Here is a 21,290-nt window from a genome sequence, read left to right as displayed (position 1 = left end):
CCGGTGTCTCGAAGCGTAGGCGGATAATCGCGCTCTGGCAAACTCAGGAAATTCCGGAAAAAACCGGCCTGACTTGCCTTTTCGTTCGCAATCCGCCCAAAAGCTTGTCAAAAATTACCATTGCAGGGAAATTACGTCAATAGTACTGACATAATCTCCCGTTCCCATGGAGAAATGATGACGGATCGAAGCCCTTCTGCCGGAAAACCGATCAGGACCGCGATGTCAGTCGAGGACGGCATCGACTTCGCCATCATCGAACTGTTTTTCTTCGCCTATCGCGACTTCACCTCCGATCCCGACCAGATCCTGGCCGACTATGGTTTCGGCCGTGCCCACCACCGGGTGCTGCATTTCGTCAACCGCAGGCCGGGCCTGACGGTCGCCGAACTGCTCGACGTGCTGAAGATCACCAAACAGAGCCTGGCGCGGGTGCTCAAGCAGCTGATCGACACCGACCATGTCGTGCAATTGCAAGGCCCGCGCGACCGTCGCCAGCGCGAACTCTACCCGACAGCCAAGGGCCGGGCGCTGGCACTGGCCCTGGCGCGGCCACAGTCGCGCCGCATCCGTGCTGCATTGGAAGATTCCGGCGCCGCCGAACGGACCTTGGTGGAACGCTTCCTCGAAGCGATGGTCAATCCGGAACTGAGAGCTCAGATCGACGTTGGGTCCGCAAAAATGTCAGGGAAAAGCCATGGAGAGCACTGAGAGGGTCGATCAGGCGGCCGCACCGGACGACGACGCGCCGCATCTGCTTGTGGTCGACGATGACACACGCATCCGCAATCTTCTCAAGCAGTATCTGACCGAAAACGGCTTTCGCGTCACCGTCGCCGGCAATGCCGGCGAAGCCAGGCGCAAGCTCGCCGGCCTCGACTTCGACCTACTTGTGCTCGATGTCATGATGCCCGGCGAGAGCGGCGTCGATCTCACTAAATCGCTGCGCGCCGAAAAGAACGTGCCGATCCTGATGCTGACCGCACTTTCGGAGACCGACAGCCGCATCTCCGGGCTGGAGGCCGGCGCTGACGATTACCTGCCCAAACCCTTCGACCCGCGCGAGCTGATCCTGCGCATCAACAACATCCTGCGCCGGGGCGGCCCGGCGACGACGCCCAAGGTCGAACAGCTGGTCTTCGGTCCCTACACCTTCCAGATCGCCAGGCGCGAACTGAAGCGAGGCGGCGAGGCGCTGAAGCTGACCGACCGCGAGCAGGAGATCCTGGCGATCTTCGCCGCGCGGGCCGGCGAGACCATCCCGCGCCACGAACTGGTCGGCGACGATTCGGAAGTCGGCGAGCGCACCATCGACGTGCAGATCAACCGGCTGCGCCGCAAGATCGAGCGCGATCCGTCCAACCCCGTCTGGCTGCAGACCGTGCGCGGTATTGGGTATCGGCTCAGCGTGGAATAGAATATCGGACGCGGCTCTAGGGCATGATCCCGAAAAGTGGGAATGGTTTTTCGGAAAAGATCACGCTTAAACAAAGAGTTGGATCAGACTGACGATTGAACCAGACGTCGTTCTGATCTAGTGCCGCGGGCGAAATGAAAAGAGCCAATGGCGACCACGGAACTGGAACAGCCGGGAAATGACGGCTTGAGCGCACGTGCCACGCGAACGCTCAAGGCGGTGCCGCGCATCTGGAACCGGTTCTGGCGCCTCGTTTCGCTTTACATGCCCAAGCGCCTCTATGCGCGCTCGCTGATCATCGTCATCGCGCCGATGATCCTTTTGCAATCGGTGGTCGCCTTCGTCTTCATGGAACGCCACTGGGCAACGGTGACGCAGCGCCTGTCGCAGGCCACCGTGCGCGACATAGCCGCCATCATCGACCTGATCGAGACCTACCCGCACGACGCCGATTACGCCAACATCATCCGCATCGCGCAGGACCGCATGCAGCTGAAGGTCGATTTGCTGCCGCCGGATCCCTTGCCGCCACCCGGTCCAAAACCGTTCTTCTCGATCCTCGACGACGTGCTCTCGGCCGAGATCACCCGGCAGATCAACCGGCCGTTCTGGATCGACACGGTCGGCAATTCCAACATCGTTGAGGTGCGCGTCCAGCTCGAAGGCAAGGTGTTGCGCGTCTTCGTGCGCCGCAGCCAGGCCTATGCTTCGAACACCCATATCTTCCTGATCTGGATGGTCGGCACCTCGCTGGTGCTGCTGATGATCGCCATCCCCTTCCTGCGCAACCAGATCCGGCCGATCCTCACGCTCGCCGAAGCCGCCGAAAGCTTCGGCAAGGGCCGGCCGATGCCGCGCGATTTTCGCCCGCGCGGCGCCGAGGAAGTTCGCCGTGCCGGCTTTGCCTTCATCCAGATGCGCGAGCGCATCGAGCGCCAGATCGAACAGCGCACCGCCATGCTGACCGGCGTCAGCCACGACCTCAGGACCATCCTCACCCGCTTCAAGCTGCAGCTGGCGCTGGCCGGCGGCAAGACCGAGACCAAGGCGGCACTCAACCAGGACATCGATGACATGCAGTCGATGCTGGAAGGCTATCTCGCCTTTGCCCGCGGCGAAGCCTCGGAGGACCCGGGACGTTTCGATCTCGAAGCCTATTTCCAGAAGCTCGGCGAAGAAGCCGCCTTGCGCAAATGCAAGCTGTCGACGACGCTTTCCGGCGACCCGACGGTGCATGTACGGCCGAACGCCTTCGCGCGGTTGCTGTCCAATGTCATCGGCAACGCATTCCGCTATGCCAAGACGGTAGAGGTCAATGCCAACCATGGCCGTGGTTCGCTTGTGGTCACCGTCGATGACGACGGTCCCGGCATTCCGGTCGACAAGCGCGAGCACGTGTTCAAGCCCTTCGTGCGACTGGACGAGGCCCGCAACCTCGATGCCAGCGGCACGGGACTCGGCCTGTCGATCGCCCGCGACATCGCCCGCAGCCATGGCGGCGACATCACCCTCGACGACAGTCCGCTCGGCGGCCTGCGCGCGGTGATCAAGGTCCCGGCCTAGGCGAGCCCAAGTACCAGGCGAAGCATCAAGCTTCATCCGCCCGTCATGAAACCATGGTGAAGAGCGCGCATGAAGCGCGCGACCACACTTGATTCGGCTCAACCGCCTCACTTCGACCCCGTGCCCACCCGGGTGCGCTGGAGCGAAGCGAGGGCAGCAGGCTGGTCGCCATTCCGGCATCGTCTCAAGGCAACCGTCGACCTTTCCAGCAAAGGGCCGCCATGCGCATATTGATGGTCACCGACGCATGGCGCCCGCAAGTCAACGGCGTCGTCCACACGCTGGAACGGCTCACCGAAACGCTCAAATCCTTCGACGTCGCGGTGGATTTCCTGACGCCCAACATCTTTCGCACGCTGCCCCTGCCGACCTATCCCGACATCCGCCTGGCGCTGACCACGCCCGGCCATGTCGCGAAGCTGATCGACGGCTACAAGGCCGACCACATCCACATCGTCACCGAGGGGCCGCTCGGCATCATGGCGCGGCGCTATTGCCGCAATGCCGGCCGGCCATTCACCACCAGCTATCACACGCGCTTCCCCGAATATCTCAGCGCCCGCCTGCCGGTGCCGGAGAGCTGGGCCTATCGCTGGCTGCGCGATTTCCACAATTCCGGCCAGGGCACGCTGGTGGCCACCCAGTCGCTCGCCGACGACCTTTCGGCGCGCGGCTTCACCAAGCTCAGGCCCTGGACGCGCGGCGTCGACACCGACCACTTCCGTCCGGACAAGAGGAAGGATCTCGGCTTCCCCGGCCCGGTGTTCCTTTGCGTCGGCCGCGTCGCCATCGAAAAGAACCTGCCTGCCTTCCTCGACCTGGACCTGCCCGGCAGCAAGGTGGTGGTCGGCGAGGGTCCGGAGCTTGCCAAGCTCAAGGCGCGCTACCCCAATGCGCATTTCCTTGGCCACCGCCCCAATGACGAACTGGCGGAGATCTACGCCTCGGCCGACGTCTTCGTCTTCCCCAGCCGCACCGATACGTTCGGCAACGTGATCATCGAGGCGCTGGCCAGCGGCACGCCGGTCGCCGCCTATCCGGTGACCGGACCGATCGACATTGTCGGCGACGGCTTTGGTGGCGCCGTCTCGAACGATTTGCGAGAAGCCTCGCTTGCCGCGCTCAACGTCAGCCGCGATCAGGCCCGCGAACGCGCCATGCGCTACAGCTGGAAAGCCTGCGCGGAGATGTTCATGGATACGGTCGAAGAGGCGCTCGGCACAACGCGCAAGCTGGCGGCCTAAAGCCTGGCGCACGGGATGTATTGAGATTCAGGTCAAGCCGAGCTGAGAATGGTGGGCTCCGAGAACCGGAGCGGAGCGTACTTTTGGGTACGTGAGCTCAGTTCTACTGCGACGCAGTAGAACGGGGAAGCACAGGAGACCGCCGTTCGCAAGCCGGCCTCACCCGAATCGTCCTAGAACAACCGCCCGCCGTCCGGCACCTTGCGCTCGATGGCGCCCAGCACGACGGCGCCCTCCTCGTCGGGAAAACCGAGCGTCAGCACTTCCGACATGAACGGACCGATCTGGCGCGGCGGAAAATTGACCACCGCGAACACCTGCCGGCCGACCAGCGTCTCCGGCTCATAATATTTGGTGATCTGCGCCGAGGATTTCTTCACCCCGATGTCGGGTCCGAAATCGATCTTCAGCTTGATAGCCGGTTTGCGCGCCTGCGGAAACGGTTCGGCCTCGACGATCGTGCCGGCGCGGATGTCGACACGATCGAAATCGGCAAAACTGATCTCGGGCTTACGCTCGCTGCTCGCACTCATATCTCTGCCTTACAAGGGCTCAGGCGTTGCCGTAGGTCTCGAACAGCACGCCGGCCAGCGCGTCCTTGGCCGAGGTTCCCGACCAGACGACGAACTGAAACGCCTGGAAATAGCATTCGCAGGCTTCCAGCGCCGAGGACAGAAGCACCTCGACCTGCTGGCTCGAGGGTTCGACCCCGCCGGCCAAAAGCAGCGACTGGCGGAACATGATCGCGCCCTCCTGCTCCCACAGGTCGAAATGGCCGAACAGCATCTGTTCGTTGATCAGCGACAACAGCCGCATCACTTCCAGCGCGCGGGTCTCCGGCACTTTGATGTCGAAGGCGCAGGCCAGGTGCAGCGCCTCGAAATCCTCCATCCAGGAGAAGGAGACGTGATAGTCGGTCCAGCTGCCGGCAACCGAGATCGAAATTTCATCGTCGCCGGCCCTTTCGAAGGACCAGTCATTGTTGTGGGCCACCTGCTCGATAACATCCACCGGATGGATTTCGCGGGAGAATTCGAGTTCGAGAAGTTCCATGGAATGCTTCCTGTCGTTCTGAGGAGCGCCGCCACACGCTCCGCGGGAGGGCACACACAACGAACAATCTGATCTAGAACTCGGACGGCCAGGACTTCTCGACGCAAAGACCCCAGACCGGACCCCACCGCCCGGCCGCATGACCCTGCTCCGAATCATGCAACAAATTCAGTCTATTGATCGGGAGTCGCGTGAACAGCCCAATTTTTCGCACTGCGGCATTCGCATGTGGAAAGGCGCTGTCACAAAGATTCATGCAATGCCGTTAAGCGATTCACGGCAAAGCGATTTTCGGACTTTGACTATGTGGAAAAGTTTAATGATTATTTTTTTGCGCGCGGCTTCGCCGCCGCCGCTGGTGCGGCATCCCCGCCCAGTTCGGCGAGCCTGGCTTCGAGCGCTTCGATACGGGCGGCAAGCCGGGCATTCTCGTCGCGGGCCTTGGCGGCCATCTCGCGCGCGGCCTCGAATTCCTCGCGCTGCACCACGTCCATCGAATTGAGGATACGCTCCGCCTGGCCCTTGAAGGCGGTCTCCACCTCGCGCCGTACGCCTTGCGCGGCACCGGCGGCGTCGGTCATCAGCTTGGCGAATTCATCGAGAATGCGGTTCGGTCCGGTCGACATGGCAAATCCTCGCTTGCTCGAAATGACGTAGTGGCGCTGAGCGCCGAATGCAAGAACGTTGAGGCCCAGTACGGCCTCTGCGTTGCTATGGCGCATGGACGCTGCCATGCCGGCGGGAAGCTCTCGAACCGCCCCAAGCTATACTTGAGAACATCAAATCGCCTATGGTGTTGTCGTCTCCTATTTGCGTCAGAACGCTCTAATCAGGGTCAATCAATGGCAACGCCTCCGCGCCGACCGACAAATCCGTTCGCAGCCGCCGAAGCGGCCTTCAAGCCGGTCAAGAAGCCGGCAGCGCCAGTTCGCGAACCCTCGACCGCACCGAATGTCCGCGAGCTTGTCTCGATCCGGATCGACCGGGCCGTGCTCGACCATTTCCAGGAAGACGGCCCCGGCTGGCAGGACAGGATCAACGACGCATTGCGGCAGTGGGTGGCCGCCAAGGGGTGAGTTGACCACGCACGTCGCGATGGCTCGCAACGGTGATCCGTCGCGGCACTTGACGGCGACCGGCTTGCCTTGACCCCGCCAAAACCCTGCCGCATGGTCCGCGCCCGAACGCGACCGCAACCGAGAGCTTTCCGTTGAACGAATATTTCCTGCTGCCGCTGGCCTCGTTGCCTTTCCCCAACATCAACCCGATCCTCATCCAGATCGGGCCGCTGGCGGTGCACTGGTATGGCGTCGGCTACATTATCGGCATCCTGTTTGCCTGGTGGTACGCCAAGCGTCTTGCCGCCAACCCGAAACTGTGGCCCGACGGCGTGCTGCCGATGAAGCCCGAGGACCTCGACGATTTCATCGTCTGGGCGGCGATCGGCGTCGTGCTCGGCGGCCGCACCGGCTATGTGCTGTTCTACGACTTGGCACGCTACATCGCGCACCCGCTCGACATCTTCGCGGTCTGGCAAGGCGGCATGTCCTTCCATGGCGGCCTGCTCGGCGTCATCCTCGCCATGACGCTGTTTTCCATCAAGCGCGGCATCCGCACCTGGTCGCTGTTCGATGTCGTGGCCGCCGGCGTGCCGGTTGGGCTTGGCCTGGTGCGCGTCGCCAATTTCATCAATTCCGAGCTCTGGGGCCGGCCGACGGACGTGCCCTGGGCAATAGAATTCCCCAATGGCGGGCCGTTTACCCGCCATCCGAGCCAGCTCTATGAGGCCCTGCTCGAAGGCCTGGTGTTGTTCCTGGTCCTGCGCATCCTTACCCATTCGCGCCTCAAGCTGAAGACGCCGCGCTTCGTCGGCGGCGCCTTCATCTGCGGCTACGGCCTGTCACGCGTCTTCGTCGAATTCTTCCGCGAGCCCGACCAGCAGCTCGGCTACCTCCTTGGCACCAACTGGCTGACCATGGGAATGATCCTGTCGACCCCGATGGTGCTGATCGGCATTTGGGCGATGGCAACAGCCAAGCCGGTGACGCAAGCGCAGCCGCAGGCGACATGACGAGGCTGAAGACCCGTATCGTCGACCTGATCGAGGCGCTGGGGCCCCTTCCCGTCAACGAATACATGGCGCTATGCCTGTTCGACCCCGCGGACGGCTACTACACGACGCGCGAACCCTTCGGCGCCGCTGGCGATTTCGTCACCGCGCCGGAGATCAGCCAGATGTTCGGCGAACTCGTCGCCGTGTGGCTTTACCAGGCTTGGACAGCAATCGGCCGGCCGATGCCTGTCACCATCGCCGAGATCGGCCCCGGTCGCGGCACGCTGATGAAAGACATGCTGCGCACGCTGTCGCGGCTTGATCCGACCCTGGCCAATGGCGCCGCCTTCGCCATGATCGAGACCAGTCCACGCCTGACCGAAGTCCAGAAACAGACGCTTGGCGCCACGCCTTTTGCGGTTCGCTGGCATGAGACCATCGACACCTTGCCCCATCAGGCGCTGCTCATCGTCGGCAACGAATTGTTCGACGCCATACCGATCCGCCAGTTCGTCCGCGCCGGCACCGGCTGGCGCGAGCGCATGGTGAGCCTGGACGACGAGAACACCCTTTGTTTCTTCGCCGGCGCCGGCTCGGTCGACCCGACGCTGCTGCCCGTCGACGCGGCTGAAGCGCCGCAAGGGGCGATCGCCGAGGTGGCGCCCGCCCGCACCGCCCTGATGGCGGCCATTGCCGAACACATGGTCCGAAACGGCGGCGCCGGGCTGTTCCTCGACTATGGCCACCTGCAGCCGGGTGTCGGCGACACGCTGCAGGCCTTGCGTAGGCACAATCACGAAGATGTGCTGGCCAATCCAGGCGAGGCCGACCTCACCTCGCATGTCGATTTCTCCGCCCTTGCCGCGATCGTGCGCGCGCATGGTCTCGACGCCCATCTGTCGACACAGGGCAGTTTCCTGCTCGGCATGGGCATACTCGAGCGTGCCGGCCGGCTTGGCGCCGATGCCGGCCAGGCCGCTCGCGACAAGATCACTGAAGACGTCGAGCGCCTCGCCGGGCCGCGGGCGATGGGCGAACTGTTCAAGGTGCTTGCCGTCGTGCCGCGCGGCGCCGCCGTCCGACCCTTCGCGACAGCGGATTGACTTTTCGCCGCTGCCTCTTCCAATCTCCCGTCGGGCAGGAGAGAGGCCGAACCGCCGGCCGCCCCGCTTCTGCTTTTTCTTGACGAAACCGCCCATACGGACAACAACGCCCGCATGCTGAATCAGACCAAACCGGATCCCGTTCGGTCCCCGCTGCTAGACAAGGCGCAGGCACAAGGCATCCGCCACGGCTATTTCACCCGCGCGGGCGGCGTCTCGACCGGCATCTACCAGGGTCTCAACATCGGTACCGGATCTAATGACGATCAGACGCTGGTGGCCGAGAACCGCGCCCGTGTCGCCGCCTGGATGGGTGTGCCGACGAACCATCTGTTGACCGCCTGGCAGATTCATTCCCCCGATGTCATCGTCGCCAGCGGACCCTTTGCCGGAGAACGGCCCAAGGCCGATGCCATCGTCACCGATCGCCCGGGCATCGCCATCGGCGCCTCGACCGCCGACTGCGGCCCGGTGCTGTTCGCGGATGCCGGGGCGCGTATCATCGGCGCGGCGCATGCCGGCTGGAAAGGCGCCTTCACCGGCGTGCTGGAAAACACCATTGCCGCCATGGAAGGCCTCGGAGCCCGGCGCGAAAACATCGTCGCCGTGCTCGGCCCCTCGATCGGCCCTGACAATTACGAAGTCGGGCCGGAATTCATTGCCCGCTTCGTCGAGGCCGACGCCGAAAACATCGGCTACTTCGCGCCGTCCGCCACATCAGGCCATGCCATGTTCGACCTCAATCGCTATACGGTCGACCGGCTGGCAAGGGCCGGCGTGACCGCGGAGGGCCTTGGCCGCTGCACCTATGCCGAGGAAGATCTGTTCTACTCCTACCGGCGCACCACGCACCGCAAGGAGCCCGATTACGGCCGGCAGGTTTCGGCTATCGTTTTGGAGAATGAATAATGGCGCTGCATTTTGAACGGTCGGAATTTGACGCGCGGCGCGACCGGCTGATGATCGAGATGGCCGAGAAGAAACTCGACGCCATCCTGCTGTTCGCGCAGGAAAGCATGTACTGGCTGACCGGCTACGACACGTTCGGCTTCTGTTTCTTCCAGTGCCTGGTGGTGAAGGCCGACGGCTCGATGGTGCTCTTGACCCGCTCGGCCGACCTGCGCCAGGCGCGCCACACCTCCATCATCGACGACATCGTGCTGTGGACCGACCGCAACGGCGCCAACCCGGCGATCGACCTGCGCAATTTGCTCAACGATCTCAATTTGCTCGGCGCCCGCATCGGCGTCGAATACGACACCCATGGCCTGACCGCGTACAATGGCCGCCGGCTGGACGAGCAGTTGCAGACCTTCGGCCAGATCGCCGACGCGTCCGGCATCGTCGGGCGGCTGCGGCTGTTCAAGAGCCCGGCCGAAATCGCCAAGGCCGAGAAGGCCGCCAACCTCTCCGACGATGCGCTGGACGCGGCGCTGCCCCTGATCAAGCAGGGCGGCGACGAAGCGCTGATCCTGGCTGCCATGCAGGGCGCGGTCTTTGCCGGCGGTGGCGACTATCCGGCCAATGAATTCATCATCGGCTCCGGTGTCGATGCGCTGCTCTGCCGCTACAAGGCAGGCCGCCGCAAGCTGACCAAGAACGACCAGCTGACGCTTGAATGGGCCGGCGTGTTCCATCATTACCATGCGCCGATGATGCGCACGGTGCTGACCGGCAAGGTATCGAAGCGCCACCAGGAGCTGTTCGACGCCGCGCGTGCCGCCCTTCTCGCGGTGGAAAAGGCGATGACGCCGGGTAACAGTTTCGGCGACGTCTTCGACGCACATGCCCGCACCATGGAGGCACACGGCCTGACCAAGCACCGGCTGAACGCCTGCGGCTACTCCGTCGGCGCCCGCTTCACGCCGTCCTGGATGGACATGCCGATGTTCTACCAGGGCAACCCCGAGCCGATCGCGCCGCACATGACGCTGTTCGCCCACATGATCATCATGGATTCCGACACCGAGACGGCAATGACGCTTGGCCGCACCTACCTGACCACCGAATCCCAGCCGAAGCCGCTGTCCCGCCATGATCTCGACTTGATCGTACAGTGAATCCATAATGGGAGGCGTTCTTCGCCAAGGAGTTAGAAGGCAAATGGGACGATCGCATGTGACGACCGTGTCATTGCTTGTGGCATTGGCTCTTGCCTCCTGCACCAACGCAAAGGACGTTCTCGAACCTTCCGCCATCACCCCGCCGGCGACCTCGACACCGGCAGCGCCGGGCAGCACGGCGGCCACCGTTCCCGCAACGTCACCAACCGCGCCTGCCGCCACCACGAGCACTGCCGCGACCACCACCACGCCGCTTACCTCAGCCCAGAGTGCCGCCATCATGTCGAAGACCCGGCTGCAGATCGCGCCGATCGTCGGCGCTTCGGTGGAGGCCGCGACCCCGCTGACGGCGGAACTGCAGACGCGCGCCAGGCAGCGCGGCATCACGCTCGCGGGCAGCGCCGACCAGACCGCGACCCATGTGCTGAAGGGTTATTTCTCGGCGATTTCGGAGGGCAAGGACACCACCGTCATCTATGTCTGGGATGTCTACGACCCGGCCGGCAACCGCCTGCACCGCATCAACGGCCAGATGAAGGCGCCTTCGGTCAATTCCGGCGCCGGCGCGGGCGCCGACGGCTGGAAGGGCGTCTCGCCGGCCACCATGCAGGCGATCGCCGACCAGACCATCGACCAGTTCGCGGCATTTCTGGGCGGCAAGGCTGGCTAGCAAGGCATGCTCGAGTGTTGCCTCTCGGCGATGGCACAAACCTTTCTTCAGCTTAGCCGGCGGATTCCCGATCTCGGCGCTTGCAATACCAGCGCGGGCCGCTAAAAGCCCGATTAAAAGGTGCGGGAGAGTCTGTCAGGCCTTCCCATCCCCCACCAGGAACGGTGCATGAAACTCTTCGCGGGCAATTCCAACAGGGTGCTGGCCGAAGCGGTCGCCCGCTATCTCAACATCCCGCTGGGCAAGGCCAGTGTCAGGCGCTTCGCCGACCAGGAAATCTTCGTCGAAATCCAGGAAAACGTGCGCGGCGAGGATGTTTTCATCCTGCAGTCGACCTCGTTCCCGACCAACGATCACCTGATGGAACTGCTCATCATGATCGACGCTTTCATGCGCTCCTCGGCCAAGCGCATCACGGCGGTGATTCCCTACTTCGGCTATGCCAGGCAGGACCGCCGGGCCTCGGGCCGCACGCCGATCTCGGCCAAGCTGGTCGCCAACATGATCACCCGCGCCGGCGTCGACCGCGTTTTGACGCTCGACCTGCATGCCGGCCAGATCCAGGGCTTCTTCGACATCCCGACCGACAATCTGTTCTCGGTGCCGGTGATGGCCCGCGACGTGAAGGCGAAATACAAGCAGCTCGGCAATGTCGTGGTGGTGTCGCCCGACATTGGCGGTGTGGTGCGGGCGCGGGCGCTGGCCAAGCGCTTCGACGCGCAACTGGCCATCGTCGACAAACGCCGTGAGCGCCCGGGCGAATCGGAAGTCATGAACATCATCGGCGCGGTGGCCGGCAAGGATTGCCTGCTGATCGACGATATCGTCGATTCCGGCGGTACGCTGTGCAACGCCGCCGATGCGCTCCTGGCCAACGGCGCCACCAGCGTCACCGCCTATATCACCCATGGCGTGCTGTCGGGCGGCGCTGTCGCCCGCATCAGCGGCTCGAAGCTGCAGGAACTGGTGATCACCGATTCCATCCAGCCGACGCAAGGCGTGCTCGACGCCCCCAACATCCGCGTCATCTCGATCGCCGACCTGATGGGCGAGGCGATCTCGCGCACGGCAACCGAGGAATCGGTGTCGAGCCTGTTCGACTAAACTATGGCGCCGGCCCCTCGAGCCGAGGCGGAGCTCGCCGCACGCTTTCGCCATTGTCGCGCGCGCCGCGCATATAGCCGCGCGGCGAGGAGCCCAGCATACGCTTGAACATGGTGATGAAGGCCGGCACGCTGTCATAGCCCAAGTCGAGCGCCACCCTGGTGATGGGCTCGCCATCGGCGAGCCTCGGCAGCGCCGCGAACAGGCACGCCTGCTGGCGCCATGTCGACAAGGACAGGCCGGTCTGGCGCTGGAAGGCGCGCGTGAAGGAGCGCCGGCTCATGCCGACGGCATCGGCCCATTCGTCGATCGTTGCGTGCGGCGAAGGCGCCGCGACGAAGCGACGGCACAGCGCCGCCAGCCTCGGATCGGACGGGAATGGAAGCCCGAGCGGCCGTTCCGGCAAGGTCGGGATTTCATGCAGCAGCAGGTTCATGATCAACCCGCCGCGTCCTTCCAACTCGCCGCCTTGCGGCAGCTTCTCCGACTCCACGATCAGGCTGTGCATCAGCTCGGTGACGCCGACGACGCGCAAGCCTTCGGGCAGCCCGGGGATCGCACCCGGCATGACATAGACCGAGCGCATCGAGACGTCGCCCAGCATCTCTACGGAATGTTCGATGCCGGCCGGAATCCACATCGCATGGTCGGGCGGCACCATCCAGCGCCCGTGCCGCGTCTTTACCAGCACGACGCCGACCAACGCGTGCAGCAGCTGGCTGCGGCTGTGTCGATGTTGCGGCACATGGTAGCCGTCAGGATATTCGGTCGGCAACGCCACCGCCGGCCCGGCCACTTGTTCCAGCCACTGCCAGCGGCTCTCGTGCAACTTGCCGAGATCGGCATTGCCGGCGTGGAAGATTTCCCTGCCATGTGGCATCGGCTATGGCCCACTCGCGAAACTATTGGACCAAACCACGAAAGAAGTCGCCCTGCAAGCGGCTTATAAGGCAACCGTCCCTAGGGCTGCCGCAGGAGCGGCCGCCAGATTACCTGCGGGCGTGCCCGCCAAAAAGACCACGGAGCCTACCTTGACCGATACGACAGCCGCCAGCGTCGCGCCACCAGCGAGCGCCAGTCACGCCTCAGCCCAGGCGACGGCCTTCACCGTCATCCTGGCGGTGAGCCTGTGCCACTGCATCAACGACATCATGCAGTCGCTGCTATCGGCCATCTACCCGCTTCTGAAAGACAATTACGGCCTCGACTTCTGGCAGATCGGCCTTTTGACCTTCACCTTCCAGGTCACGGCATCCCTGCTGCAGCCGATCATCGGCATGATCACCGACAAGCGGCCGATGCCCTATTCCCTGCCTTACGGCATGGCGGCGTCGCTGATCGGGCTGGTCGTGCTGGCCTATGCCGGGCACTACTACCTGCTCCTGATCGGCGCCTCGCTGATCGGCATCGGCTCGGCGATCTTCCATCCGGAATCCTCGCGCATCGCCCGCTTCGCGTCTGGCGGCCGGTTTGGCCTGGCGCAGTCGCTGTTCCAGGTCGGCGGCAATTTCGGCCAGTCCATGGGCCCCTTGCTGGCTGCCTTCATCGTCGTGCCGTTCGGCCAGACCAGCATCGCCTGGTTCGCCGTCGGCTCGCTGATCGGCATCGTCATCCTGTGGCAGGTCGGCGGCTGGTACAGCCGTCTGCGCGCCGCGCAAGGCAACCGCAAGGCGGCAAGCTTCGTCTCGCCCTTCCCGCGCCGCAAGGTGATGTCGGCATTGATCGTGCTGACCTTGCTGGTGCTGAGCAAGAACGCCTACATCGCCAGCCTCGCCAGCTACTACACCTTCTACTCCATCCATAAGTTCGGGGTGTCGGTGCAGATGAGCCAGGTGATGCTGTTCCTGTTCCTCGGCTCCTCGGCGCTGGGCATCCTGCTCGGCGGCCCATTCGGCGACCGCTACGGACAGAAGGCCATGATCTGGTTCTCGATCGTCGGCGTCCTGCCCTTCACGCTGGCGCTCCCCTACGCCAATCTGGAATGGACGATGGTGCTGACCGTGCTGATCGGACTGATCCTGTCGTCGGCCTTCTCCAACATCGTCGTCTTCGCGCAGGAACTGGTGCCGGGCCGCGTCGGCATGATCGCCGGCATCTTCTTCGGCTTCGCCTTCGGCATGGGCGGCATCGCGGCGGCCGTGCTCGGCGTCGTCGCCGACATGAAGGGCATCGATTTCGTCTTCCAGATCTGCTCGTATTTGCCGTTCCTGGGCCTGCTGACGGTGTTCCTGCCCAACATGAAGGAAGCCCGGAAGGCGCAGGCTGCCTGACCCGGCAGATCCGAATCCAGATGAAAGCACCCGCCCGGATGAGCGGGTGCTTTGTCTATCCAGCAGAACGCCTTACGCCTTGAAGAAGGCCAGCAGGTCGGCGTTGATGACATCGGCGTGAGTTGTCGCCATGCCGTGCGGAAAACCCTTGTAGACCTTGAGCTCGCCCTTCTTGAGCAGCTTGATCGACAGCAGTGCCGAGTCGGCGATGGGGACGATCTGGTCGTCATCGCCATGCATGACCAGCACCGGTACGTCGATTGCCTTCAAATCCTCGGTGAAGTCGGTTTCCGAGAATGCCTTGATGCAATCATAATGCGCCTTGGTGCCGCCCATCATGCCCTGGCGCCACCAATTGTCGATGACGCCCTGCGAAACCTCGGCGCCTGGACGGTTGAAGCCATAGAACGGACCGGCCGGAACGTCGCGGAAGAACTGGGCGCGGTTGGCCGCCTGGGCAGCGCGAAACCCGTCGAAGACCTCGATCGGCAGGCCGCCGGGATTGGCCGCGGTCTTGAGCATGATCGGCGGCACCGCGCCGATCAGCACCGCCTTGGCGACGCGGCCGCCCGAGCCGTGCCGCGCCACATAGCGCGCCACTTCGCCGCCGCCGGTCGAATGGCCCACATGGATGGCGTTCTTGAGATCGAGATGCGCCGCGAGTTCAGCGACATCGGCGGCGTAGGTGTCCATCTCGTTGCCGATATCCGTCTGCGTCGAGCGGCCATGGCCGCGCCGGTCATGGGCGATGACGCGGTAGCCCTGTGCCAGGAAGAACAGCATCTGGGCGTCCCAGTCGTCGCTGCTCAGCGGCCAGCCATGATGGAAGACGATGGGCTGGCCGGCTCCCCAGTCCTTGTAGAAAATCTGCGTGCCGTCCTTGGTGGTGATCGTGCCGCTGCCGGAACCGGATTTTGTCTGCGAAGCCATCTCAATCTCCTTTGATTGCTTTTCGCGATAAACAATATCGCGATATCTATATGGCTAGCGCAGCCTTGAACCTCTGTCTATAGAAATATGTATCGCGATATCATTTTTCGTGGTACCGAAATTCCTACGTCGGCAAACAAGGAACGCGTCGTGCCTCTCCCGTTGGACAACCAGCTCTGCTTCACGCTCTATGCCACCAGCATGGCGATCAACCGCACCTACAAGCCGATGCTGGACGAGATGGGGATAACCTATCCGCAATATCTCGTGCTGAACGCACTGGGCGAGGCCGATGGCATGTCGGTCGGCAGGGTCGCCCACCGGCTGGCCTTGGAATCAAGCACCGTCACGCCGCTGGTCAAGCGCATGGAACAGGCCGGCCTTGTCACCCGCCAGCGCAGCCAGACCGACGAGCGTCAGGTCCAGGTCGACCTGACATCGGCCGGGCGCGCGCTGCTCGTCCAGTGCAACTGCCTGAACGAGACCCTGATCGAGCGCTCGGGCATGACGCTGGCCGAGCTCGATGCCCTGAACCGGCAGGTGCAAGCGCTACGCGACGCGTTGAGCAGCAATCTGGCCGGCACCAGCTGAAGCTTGAGTGCCTCGGCGCAGCTTGAACTGCGCTCACGGCGGATGCGGTACGAAAGCGGATTGCGTTTGCGTCATGTCAACGTCGATTGATTTGGTGAGTGCGGGCCAGTCAATCGCAGCGCTCGTTGCACGGACTTGCAATCAAGCGGAACCGAAATACTTACCTCGTTCGCCCTCTTGTGTTCAGATCCGAACGAACGAAACTGGAGCTTTACGATTCGCGCGGTATTGACCTATGGGCCCCCTATTCCGCTATAGGGTATAGCGCGAGCAATTCTGTGGCAAAGGTGCGGTAATGGGTGTCAACAGCCCCAAGATAAGCGGCTTCGTCATAACCTATAACAGTGGAGAAATTCTCAAGACTTGCTTGCGCTCCTTGCGCTTTGTCGATGAGCTCATTGTCGTCGACAAATCATCCACCGACGGCACGGCTGCCGTCGCGGCCGGCTTTGCCGACAAAGTCATCTCCGTGCCCTGGTCGCCATTGCCCACCGAGACGCGGTTTGTCGCCTACGATGCATGTTCACACGACTTCATACTCTATCTGGATCACGACGAATGCCTCAGCGTCGAGGCTATTCGCTGGGTAAGGGAAAATGCCGGCTCCCATCCGGCTGGCGTGTTTCGCATGCCCAAGCGTGAATACATTATGGGACGCCACGACGATGATGCGTATTACTGGCCTTCCTACAATGTGCGCGCCTTTCGCCGCGGCGCGGCGGAATTCGTCTCGACGCTGCATGAAGAGGTCGGACGAATAACGAGCGAGGTCTACGATGTCCCACATGACGGAGGCGTGTGCATCCACAATCTGTCGCATCGGGATGCGCATCAATGGATTGAAAAAACCAATCGTTATACGAACGAGCGAGACAGGGTCTCGTTCTTCGACGCCAGCACCCCCTTGGAGACTTTCGGACAAGAGCGCATAGCGTACTGGCTGGCTCAATCCAGGTCGCGGTCGGACTACGTTGTCGCCACCGCGCTGCTGCGGGCGGTCTACGACATAGTGGACCGGGTAAAATTATGGGAAGCGCAGGATGGCCTTGATGGCGACGCTGCATTCGCCGCCGTCTGCGCGGAATTGGAGGCAACCTACGACATTGCCGACCGAGCGAAGCTTTGGGAGACCCGCGGCGGGCCTGAGGGAGAGGCAATATTCGCCGCCGTCCGCAAGGAGATGGAAGCATTTCATAACCCGTTGAGGTCCGACCGCCGTCAAACATCCGCCCAGACAGTCGGACCGGCAGTTCGACCGAAGCGGCCATCCCGTCTCAAGAAGACCTTGAGAAAGATCCGCTCGCGCTTGACGGGAAGAACGCGTTGACGCGGGAAAACGGCGCGTCTGCATTCGCCATGCACACCCAGCCGCTTCGTGTTTTGACCCTTCTGGTGCGTCACGGAACCGAGAAGTATCCGACCGCATGGCGGGACTTGCGAGCCATGTTCGCCCACCAGATGCCGGAGGTAGCGCATCGCATGCTCGTGATCGACAATTCGCTGCCAGTCGGTCATTGCTCTGATCTCGACTGCGGGGTCGAACTGATCGGCGCGTCGAACGAAGATTGGGAGTTCTCCGCGTGGGACTGCGGCATCAATCATACCGGCGCCGAACTTCATCACTACGATCTCATTCACTTGGCCACTTCGGCTTTCGCGGCATCCACATCCGACCATCTCAAATTGATTGATGGTGGCTCGTTGCGGTCGTTGCTTGGCTTGCAGGGAGCGCTGGGTTGCATCGATTCTCGCCGCGAGGCCTTCTCGATTTTCGGAATCCGCTCGCAGGCCTGGCTCCGCAGCTCGTTCATCCTGATGCACCCGCGGCAACTCAGCAGCCTGGGATCCTTGGTAAGCGTCGGCAGGAACGCACCGATTTTCAGCGGCAACCCTCGGCAACCCTTTCGTGATGACGCACCGATCTCGCAAGGATATCAGCAGTTTTTGCTGCATTGGCTCACCGGCGACAGAGCCGGCAAAGAGGTAGTCTGGCATTCAAGGTTCGATCTTACGCCTGAAACGCTACCGTTTTTCGAAAGCAAGGCCCGGGCCATTCTCAATGAGCAGATGCTCACCAACCGGTTGCTAGCCAATGGATGCGCGCTTGTCGACGTGCCATGGCTGGCGCGGAAGGCTAGGACGGCGAGCACGGAATCCGAGAATGATATTCCGGACTGGCGCGTGCAAATTACCTTCCGGGCACGATCCAAACGCACTTTGACCCAAAAGCTTCGCCGCTGGTTGTCAAAACTTATGTCGCGGCAATGATGCCTGCCATCGGTCGTTGCCTCTCCCAACGCAGGCTTGGCGTCTCCTTGACGGACTGTCGGATGATGAGACTTCCGGGTATATCGTCGATCCTGGAACTGCCTTTCAAGCCTTACAGCCCAACCGCTTGCGCCTCTCGCTGCCTTCCGCTATAGAGCCGCCACCCGCGTAGACACCCTTGGAGGCAACGCGGCGGAAGGCTGCCTTCCCTTGTGATCCCGAACAAAGGTCCGTCTCAAAGCGGTAGCCTTCATTCGGAAATCCAGGACCGGCGGCTTTCGACGTTTACGGCTCGGGCACATTGCCCACCGCGAACGCTCCATAACACGCGAAAGGAAAAGCCATGAGCCACGATACTTACGAGCTCAAGGCCGAAGCGCGCGAACAGGTCGGTAAGGGGTCCGCCCGTGCAGTTCGCCGCAACGGTAAAGTGCCTGCAGTAATCTATGGTGACAAGCAGCCTCCCCTGGCGATCGCTCTCACCTACAAGGACATCTACTACAAGATCCATGGTGGCGGGTTCCTGACCACGGTCGCCACGATCGATGTCGACGGCAAGAAGATCCAGGTCCTGCCGAAGGACTTCCAGCTCGACCCGGTCAAGGATTTCCCTGTCCATGTCGACTTCCTGCGCATCGGTAAGGACACCGAGGTCAATGTCGACGTGCCTGTCCACTTCCTCAATGAGGACAAGTCGCCCGGCATCAAGCGCGGCGGTGTGCTCAACATCGTGCGTCACGAAGTCGAGTTCCACTGCCCGGCCAATGCGATCCCGGAATTCATCACCGTCGATCTCACCGGTACCAATATCGGCGACTCGATCCACATCTCGGCGGTCAAGCTGCCGGCCGGCGTCAAGCCGGTGATCTCCGATCGCGATTTCACCATCGCGACCATTGCCGGTTCGTCGGCGATGAAGCCGGAGACGGAAGAGACGGCCGAGGCCGCACCTGAGGCGGCTCCCGCCGCCGAAGAGAAGTAACTCTTTTCCGCCCGGAGCAGACGATGCTTGTCTTTGCAGGCCTCGGCAATCCGGGCGCGAAATACGCTGATAACCGGCACAATGTCGGCTTCATGGCGGCGGACGCTATCGCCCGCCGCCATTCCTTTTCGCCCTGGTCGAAGAAATTCCAGGGGCTGATCGCCGAAGGCACGCTCGGCGGCGAAAAGATCATCCTGATCAAGCCGCAGACCTTCATGAACCTGTCCGGCCAGTCGGTCGGCGAAGCACTGCGCTTCTACAAGCTCGACGTTTCCGCGCTCACCGTCTTCTATGACGAGATCGACCTTGCCGAAGGCAAGCTGCGCATCAAGACCGGCGGCGGCGCCGGCGGCCACAACGGCATCCGCTCGATCGACGGCCATGTCGGCAACGCCTATCGCCGTGTGCGCATCGGCGTCGGCCACCCCGGCGTCAAGGAAATGGTCCAGCACCATGTGCTCGGCGACTTCGCCAAGGCCGACCGCGAATGGCTCGATCCCTTGCTCGACGCGATCGCCGACAACGCCGCCATGATCGTCAAGGGCGACGAATCCGGCTTCATGAACAAGGCCGCTCTCGCCGTCCAGGGCAAGGCCGCGCCCGAACCGGAAAAGCCGGCGCGGAAGCAGGAACCCAAGCAGCAAAGTCACGTCCGCCAGGCGCGTCCGCAGCAGCCGGCGGTCAAATTGCCGGAATCCGGCCCGATGGCCGCCATGCTGAAGAAACTCTTCGGCAACAAGGACTGAGCGCCACGCATGCGGCCTTACGGGGCTTGACGTTGATCACCCCTATCGCCCATAGCCCTCATCAAATTTCGCTTTCCCGATAGGACTGGACAAAATGGGTTTCAAATGCGGCATCGTTGGCTTGCCCAACGTCGGCAAGTCGACGCTCTTCAATGCGTTGACCAGGACGGCGGCGGCGCAGGCCGCCAACTATCCGTTCTGCACCATCGAACCGAACACTGGCGAGGTGGCGGTGCCAGATCCGCGCCTGCAGAAGATCGCGGCCATCGGCAAGTCGAAGGAGATCATTCCGACCCGCATCTCCTTCGTCGACATTGCCGGCCTGGTGCGCGGCGCCTCCAAGGGCGAAGGGCTGGGCAACCAGTTCCTCGCCAACATCCGCGAGGTCGACGCCATCGTGCACGTCCTGCGCTGCTTCGAGGATGACGACATCACCCATGTCGAGGGCCGCATCGACCCTGTCGCCGACGCCGAGACGGTCGAGACCGAGCTGATGCTCGCCGACCTCGACAGCCTGGAGCGCCGCATCGTCCAGATCCGCAAGCGCGCCGGCAGCAAGGACAAGGAAGCGGTGACGGTGCTGCCGATGATGGAGGCCGCGCTCGAACTGCTGCAGGCCGGCAAACCGACCCGCGTGCTGCTCAAAGGCATCTCGGCCGAAGACTTGCGCATCCTGCAGGGCTTGAACCTCCTGACGTCGCACCCCGTGCTCTATGTCTGCAACGTCGCCGAGGCCGATGCAGCCACCGGCAACGAGCACACCCGGGCCGTGGAGAAGATGGCCGCAGCGCAGGGTGCCGGCACGGTGGTGATCTCGGCCGCGATAGAGGCCGAAGTCGCCCAGCTCTCCGACGAGGAAGAGATGGAATTCCTGTCCTCCCTCGGCCTCGACGAGCCGGGCCTCAACAAGGTGATCCGCGCCGGCTATGAGCTTTTGCATCTCATCACCTATTTCACCGTCGGGCCGAAGGAGACGCGCGCCTGGACCATCCACAAGGGCGACAAGGCCCCGCAGGCCGCCGGCGTCATCCACACCGACTTCGAGCGCGGCTTCATCCGCGCCCAGACCATCGCCTACAACGACTTCGTCACGCTGGGCGGCGAAGTGGCGGCCAAGGAAGCCGGCAAGGCGCGCGACGAAGGCAAGGAATATGTCGTCCAGGACGGCGACATCATGCTGTTCAAGTTCAACACCTGAACAGCCGCGTCGCATTCCCGACAGGGTGAGGCCGT

General features: G+C 62.8%; 23 protein-coding genes. 18 read left to right on the top strand and 5 right to left on the bottom strand.

Going from position 1 to position 21,290, the window contains the following annotated elements:
* Positions 1–177: 177 nt before the first annotated feature.
* The 4 genes from EB231_RS11850 (at position 178) to EB231_RS11835 (ending at position 4,224) form a co-directional block, all read left to right on the top strand.
* A complete protein-coding gene (locus EB231_RS11850) occupies positions 178–711 on the top strand; it encodes a MarR family winged helix-turn-helix transcriptional regulator (RefSeq protein ID WP_172348963.1) in 534 nt (177 codons plus the stop codon).
* Positions 698–1,417 (top strand): response regulator, encoded by a 720-nt coding sequence (locus EB231_RS11845; protein WP_115142172.1) that lies wholly within the window; start codon positions 698–700, stop codon positions 1,415–1,417. Before EB231_RS11850 ends, EB231_RS11845 begins: the two co-directional genes overlap by 14 nt.
* A 147-nt stretch (positions 1,418–1,564) precedes the next feature.
* On the top strand, positions 1,565–2,980 hold the full coding sequence (locus tag EB231_RS11840; protein ID WP_172348962.1) for an ATP-binding protein: 1,416 nt from the start codon (positions 1,565–1,567) through the stop codon (positions 2,978–2,980).
* Positions 2,981–3,201: 221 nt separating this feature from the next.
* A complete protein-coding gene (locus EB231_RS11835) occupies positions 3,202–4,224 on the top strand; it encodes a glycosyltransferase family 4 protein (RefSeq protein ID WP_172348961.1) in 1,023 nt (340 codons plus the stop codon).
* A 173-nt stretch (positions 4,225–4,397) separates the two neighbouring features.
* Here the strand turns inward: EB231_RS11835 and EB231_RS11830 are convergent, their stop codons facing one another.
* The 3 genes from EB231_RS11830 to EB231_RS11820 all read right to left on the bottom strand — a co-directional run bounded on the left by EB231_RS11830 (position 4,398) and on the right by EB231_RS11820 (position 5,903).
* Positions 4,398–4,757, bottom strand: coding sequence for a tRNA-binding protein (locus EB231_RS11830; RefSeq protein ID WP_172348960.1), 360 nt, complete (start codon positions 4,755–4,757; stop codon positions 4,398–4,400).
* Positions 4,758–4,776: 19 nt separating this feature from the next.
* Positions 4,777–5,277, bottom strand: a complete 501-nt coding sequence (locus EB231_RS11825) for a type III secretion system chaperone family protein (RefSeq protein ID WP_013893499.1) — start codon at positions 5,275–5,277, stop codon at positions 4,777–4,779.
* Positions 5,278–5,600: 323 nt separating this feature from the next.
* A complete protein-coding gene (locus tag EB231_RS11820) occupies positions 5,601–5,903 on the bottom strand; it encodes an accessory factor UbiK family protein (protein ID WP_172352876.1) in 303 nt (100 codons plus the stop codon).
* Between the two features lie 216 nt (positions 5,904–6,119).
* Here EB231_RS11820 and EB231_RS11815 point away from each other — a divergent pair, with 216 nt between their 5' ends.
* From EB231_RS11815 to EB231_RS11785, 7 genes are all read left to right on the top strand, one after another.
* Positions 6,120–6,353 (top strand): BrnA antitoxin family protein, encoded by a 234-nt coding sequence (locus EB231_RS11815; protein ID WP_019860643.1) that lies wholly within the window; start codon positions 6,120–6,122, stop codon positions 6,351–6,353.
* Between the two features lie 134 nt (positions 6,354–6,487).
* The gene (gene lgt / locus EB231_RS11810; RefSeq protein WP_172348959.1) at positions 6,488–7,348 is read left to right on the top strand and encodes a prolipoprotein diacylglyceryl transferase; all 861 of its coding nucleotides are present in this window, start codon (positions 6,488–6,490) and stop codon (positions 7,346–7,348) included.
* Entirely contained in the window at positions 7,345–8,433 is a 1,089-nt protein-coding gene (locus EB231_RS11805; RefSeq protein ID WP_172348958.1) for a class I SAM-dependent methyltransferase, read from the top strand. The genes lgt and EB231_RS11805 overlap by 4 nt, the downstream gene beginning before the upstream one ends.
* A gap of 114 nt (positions 8,434–8,547) precedes the next feature.
* Positions 8,548–9,342, top strand: a complete 795-nt coding sequence (gene pgeF / locus EB231_RS11800) for a peptidoglycan editing factor PgeF (protein WP_172348957.1) — start codon at positions 8,548–8,550, stop codon at positions 9,340–9,342.
* Complete coding sequence (locus EB231_RS11795; protein WP_172348956.1) at positions 9,342–10,493, top strand: M24 family metallopeptidase; 1,152 nt, start codon at positions 9,342–9,344, stop codon at positions 10,491–10,493. Before pgeF ends, EB231_RS11795 begins: the two co-directional genes overlap by 1 nt.
* A 43-nt stretch (positions 10,494–10,536) precedes the next feature.
* Positions 10,537–11,166: a hypothetical protein gene (locus EB231_RS11790; RefSeq protein ID WP_172348955.1), complete on the top strand. Its 630-nt coding sequence runs from the start codon at positions 10,537–10,539 to the stop codon at positions 11,164–11,166.
* Positions 11,167–11,334: 168 nt separating this feature from the next.
* Positions 11,335–12,270, top strand: a complete 936-nt coding sequence (locus tag EB231_RS11785; protein ID WP_019860650.1) for a ribose-phosphate pyrophosphokinase — start codon at positions 11,335–11,337, stop codon at positions 12,268–12,270.
* Position 12,271: 1 nt separating this feature from the next.
* Here EB231_RS11785 and EB231_RS11780 read toward each other — a convergent pair whose 3' ends face one another.
* Positions 12,272–13,150, bottom strand: coding sequence for an AraC family transcriptional regulator (locus EB231_RS11780; RefSeq protein ID WP_172348954.1), 879 nt, complete (start codon positions 13,148–13,150; stop codon positions 12,272–12,274).
* A 151-nt stretch (positions 13,151–13,301) separates the two neighbouring features.
* On the opposite strand from EB231_RS11780, the gene EB231_RS11775 reads away from it, so the two are divergent.
* The gene (locus tag EB231_RS11775; RefSeq protein WP_172348953.1) at positions 13,302–14,540 is read left to right on the top strand and encodes an MFS transporter; all 1,239 of its coding nucleotides are present in this window, start codon (positions 13,302–13,304) and stop codon (positions 14,538–14,540) included.
* A 72-nt stretch (positions 14,541–14,612) separates the two neighbouring features.
* On the opposite strand, the gene EB231_RS11770 is transcribed toward EB231_RS11775, so the two are convergent.
* Positions 14,613–15,470 (bottom strand): alpha/beta fold hydrolase, encoded by an 858-nt coding sequence (locus tag EB231_RS11770; protein WP_172348952.1) that lies wholly within the window; start codon positions 15,468–15,470, stop codon positions 14,613–14,615.
* Positions 15,471–15,620: 150 nt separating this feature from the next.
* Between EB231_RS11770 and EB231_RS11765 the strand changes: the two genes are divergently transcribed.
* The 6 genes from EB231_RS11765 (at position 15,621) to ychF (ending at position 21,255) form a co-directional block, all read left to right on the top strand.
* Positions 15,621–16,061, top strand: a complete 441-nt coding sequence (locus tag EB231_RS11765; RefSeq protein ID WP_172348951.1) for a MarR family winged helix-turn-helix transcriptional regulator — start codon at positions 15,621–15,623, stop codon at positions 16,059–16,061.
* Positions 16,062–16,356: 295 nt separating this feature from the next.
* The gene (locus EB231_RS11760) at positions 16,357–17,388 is read left to right on the top strand and encodes a glycosyltransferase (RefSeq protein WP_172348950.1); all 1,032 of its coding nucleotides are present in this window, start codon (positions 16,357–16,359) and stop codon (positions 17,386–17,388) included.
* Positions 17,385–18,329, top strand: coding sequence for a hypothetical protein (locus EB231_RS11755; protein WP_246740920.1), 945 nt, complete (start codon positions 17,385–17,387; stop codon positions 18,327–18,329). The genes EB231_RS11760 and EB231_RS11755 overlap by 4 nt, the downstream gene beginning before the upstream one ends.
* 343 nt (positions 18,330–18,672) lie before the next feature.
* Positions 18,673–19,311 (top strand): 50S ribosomal protein L25/general stress protein Ctc, encoded by a 639-nt coding sequence (locus EB231_RS11750; protein WP_172348949.1) that lies wholly within the window; start codon positions 18,673–18,675, stop codon positions 19,309–19,311.
* A gap of 23 nt (positions 19,312–19,334) precedes the next feature.
* On the top strand, positions 19,335–20,057 hold the full coding sequence (gene pth, locus EB231_RS11745) for an aminoacyl-tRNA hydrolase (RefSeq protein WP_140777318.1): 723 nt from the start codon (positions 19,335–19,337) through the stop codon (positions 20,055–20,057).
* 94 nt (positions 20,058–20,151) lie between these two features.
* Positions 20,152–21,255, top strand: a complete 1,104-nt coding sequence (gene ychF, locus EB231_RS11740; RefSeq protein ID WP_172348948.1) for a redox-regulated ATPase YchF — start codon at positions 20,152–20,154, stop codon at positions 21,253–21,255.
* Positions 21,256–21,290 lie beyond the last annotated feature (35 nt).

It is taken from the genome of Mesorhizobium sp. NZP2298 (assembly GCF_013170825.1).
Taxonomy (GTDB): Bacteria; Pseudomonadota; Alphaproteobacteria; order Rhizobiales; family Rhizobiaceae; genus Mesorhizobium.
Note: the sequence above shows the minus strand (reverse complement) of the source record. Positions and strands in the feature narration are given on the sequence as shown.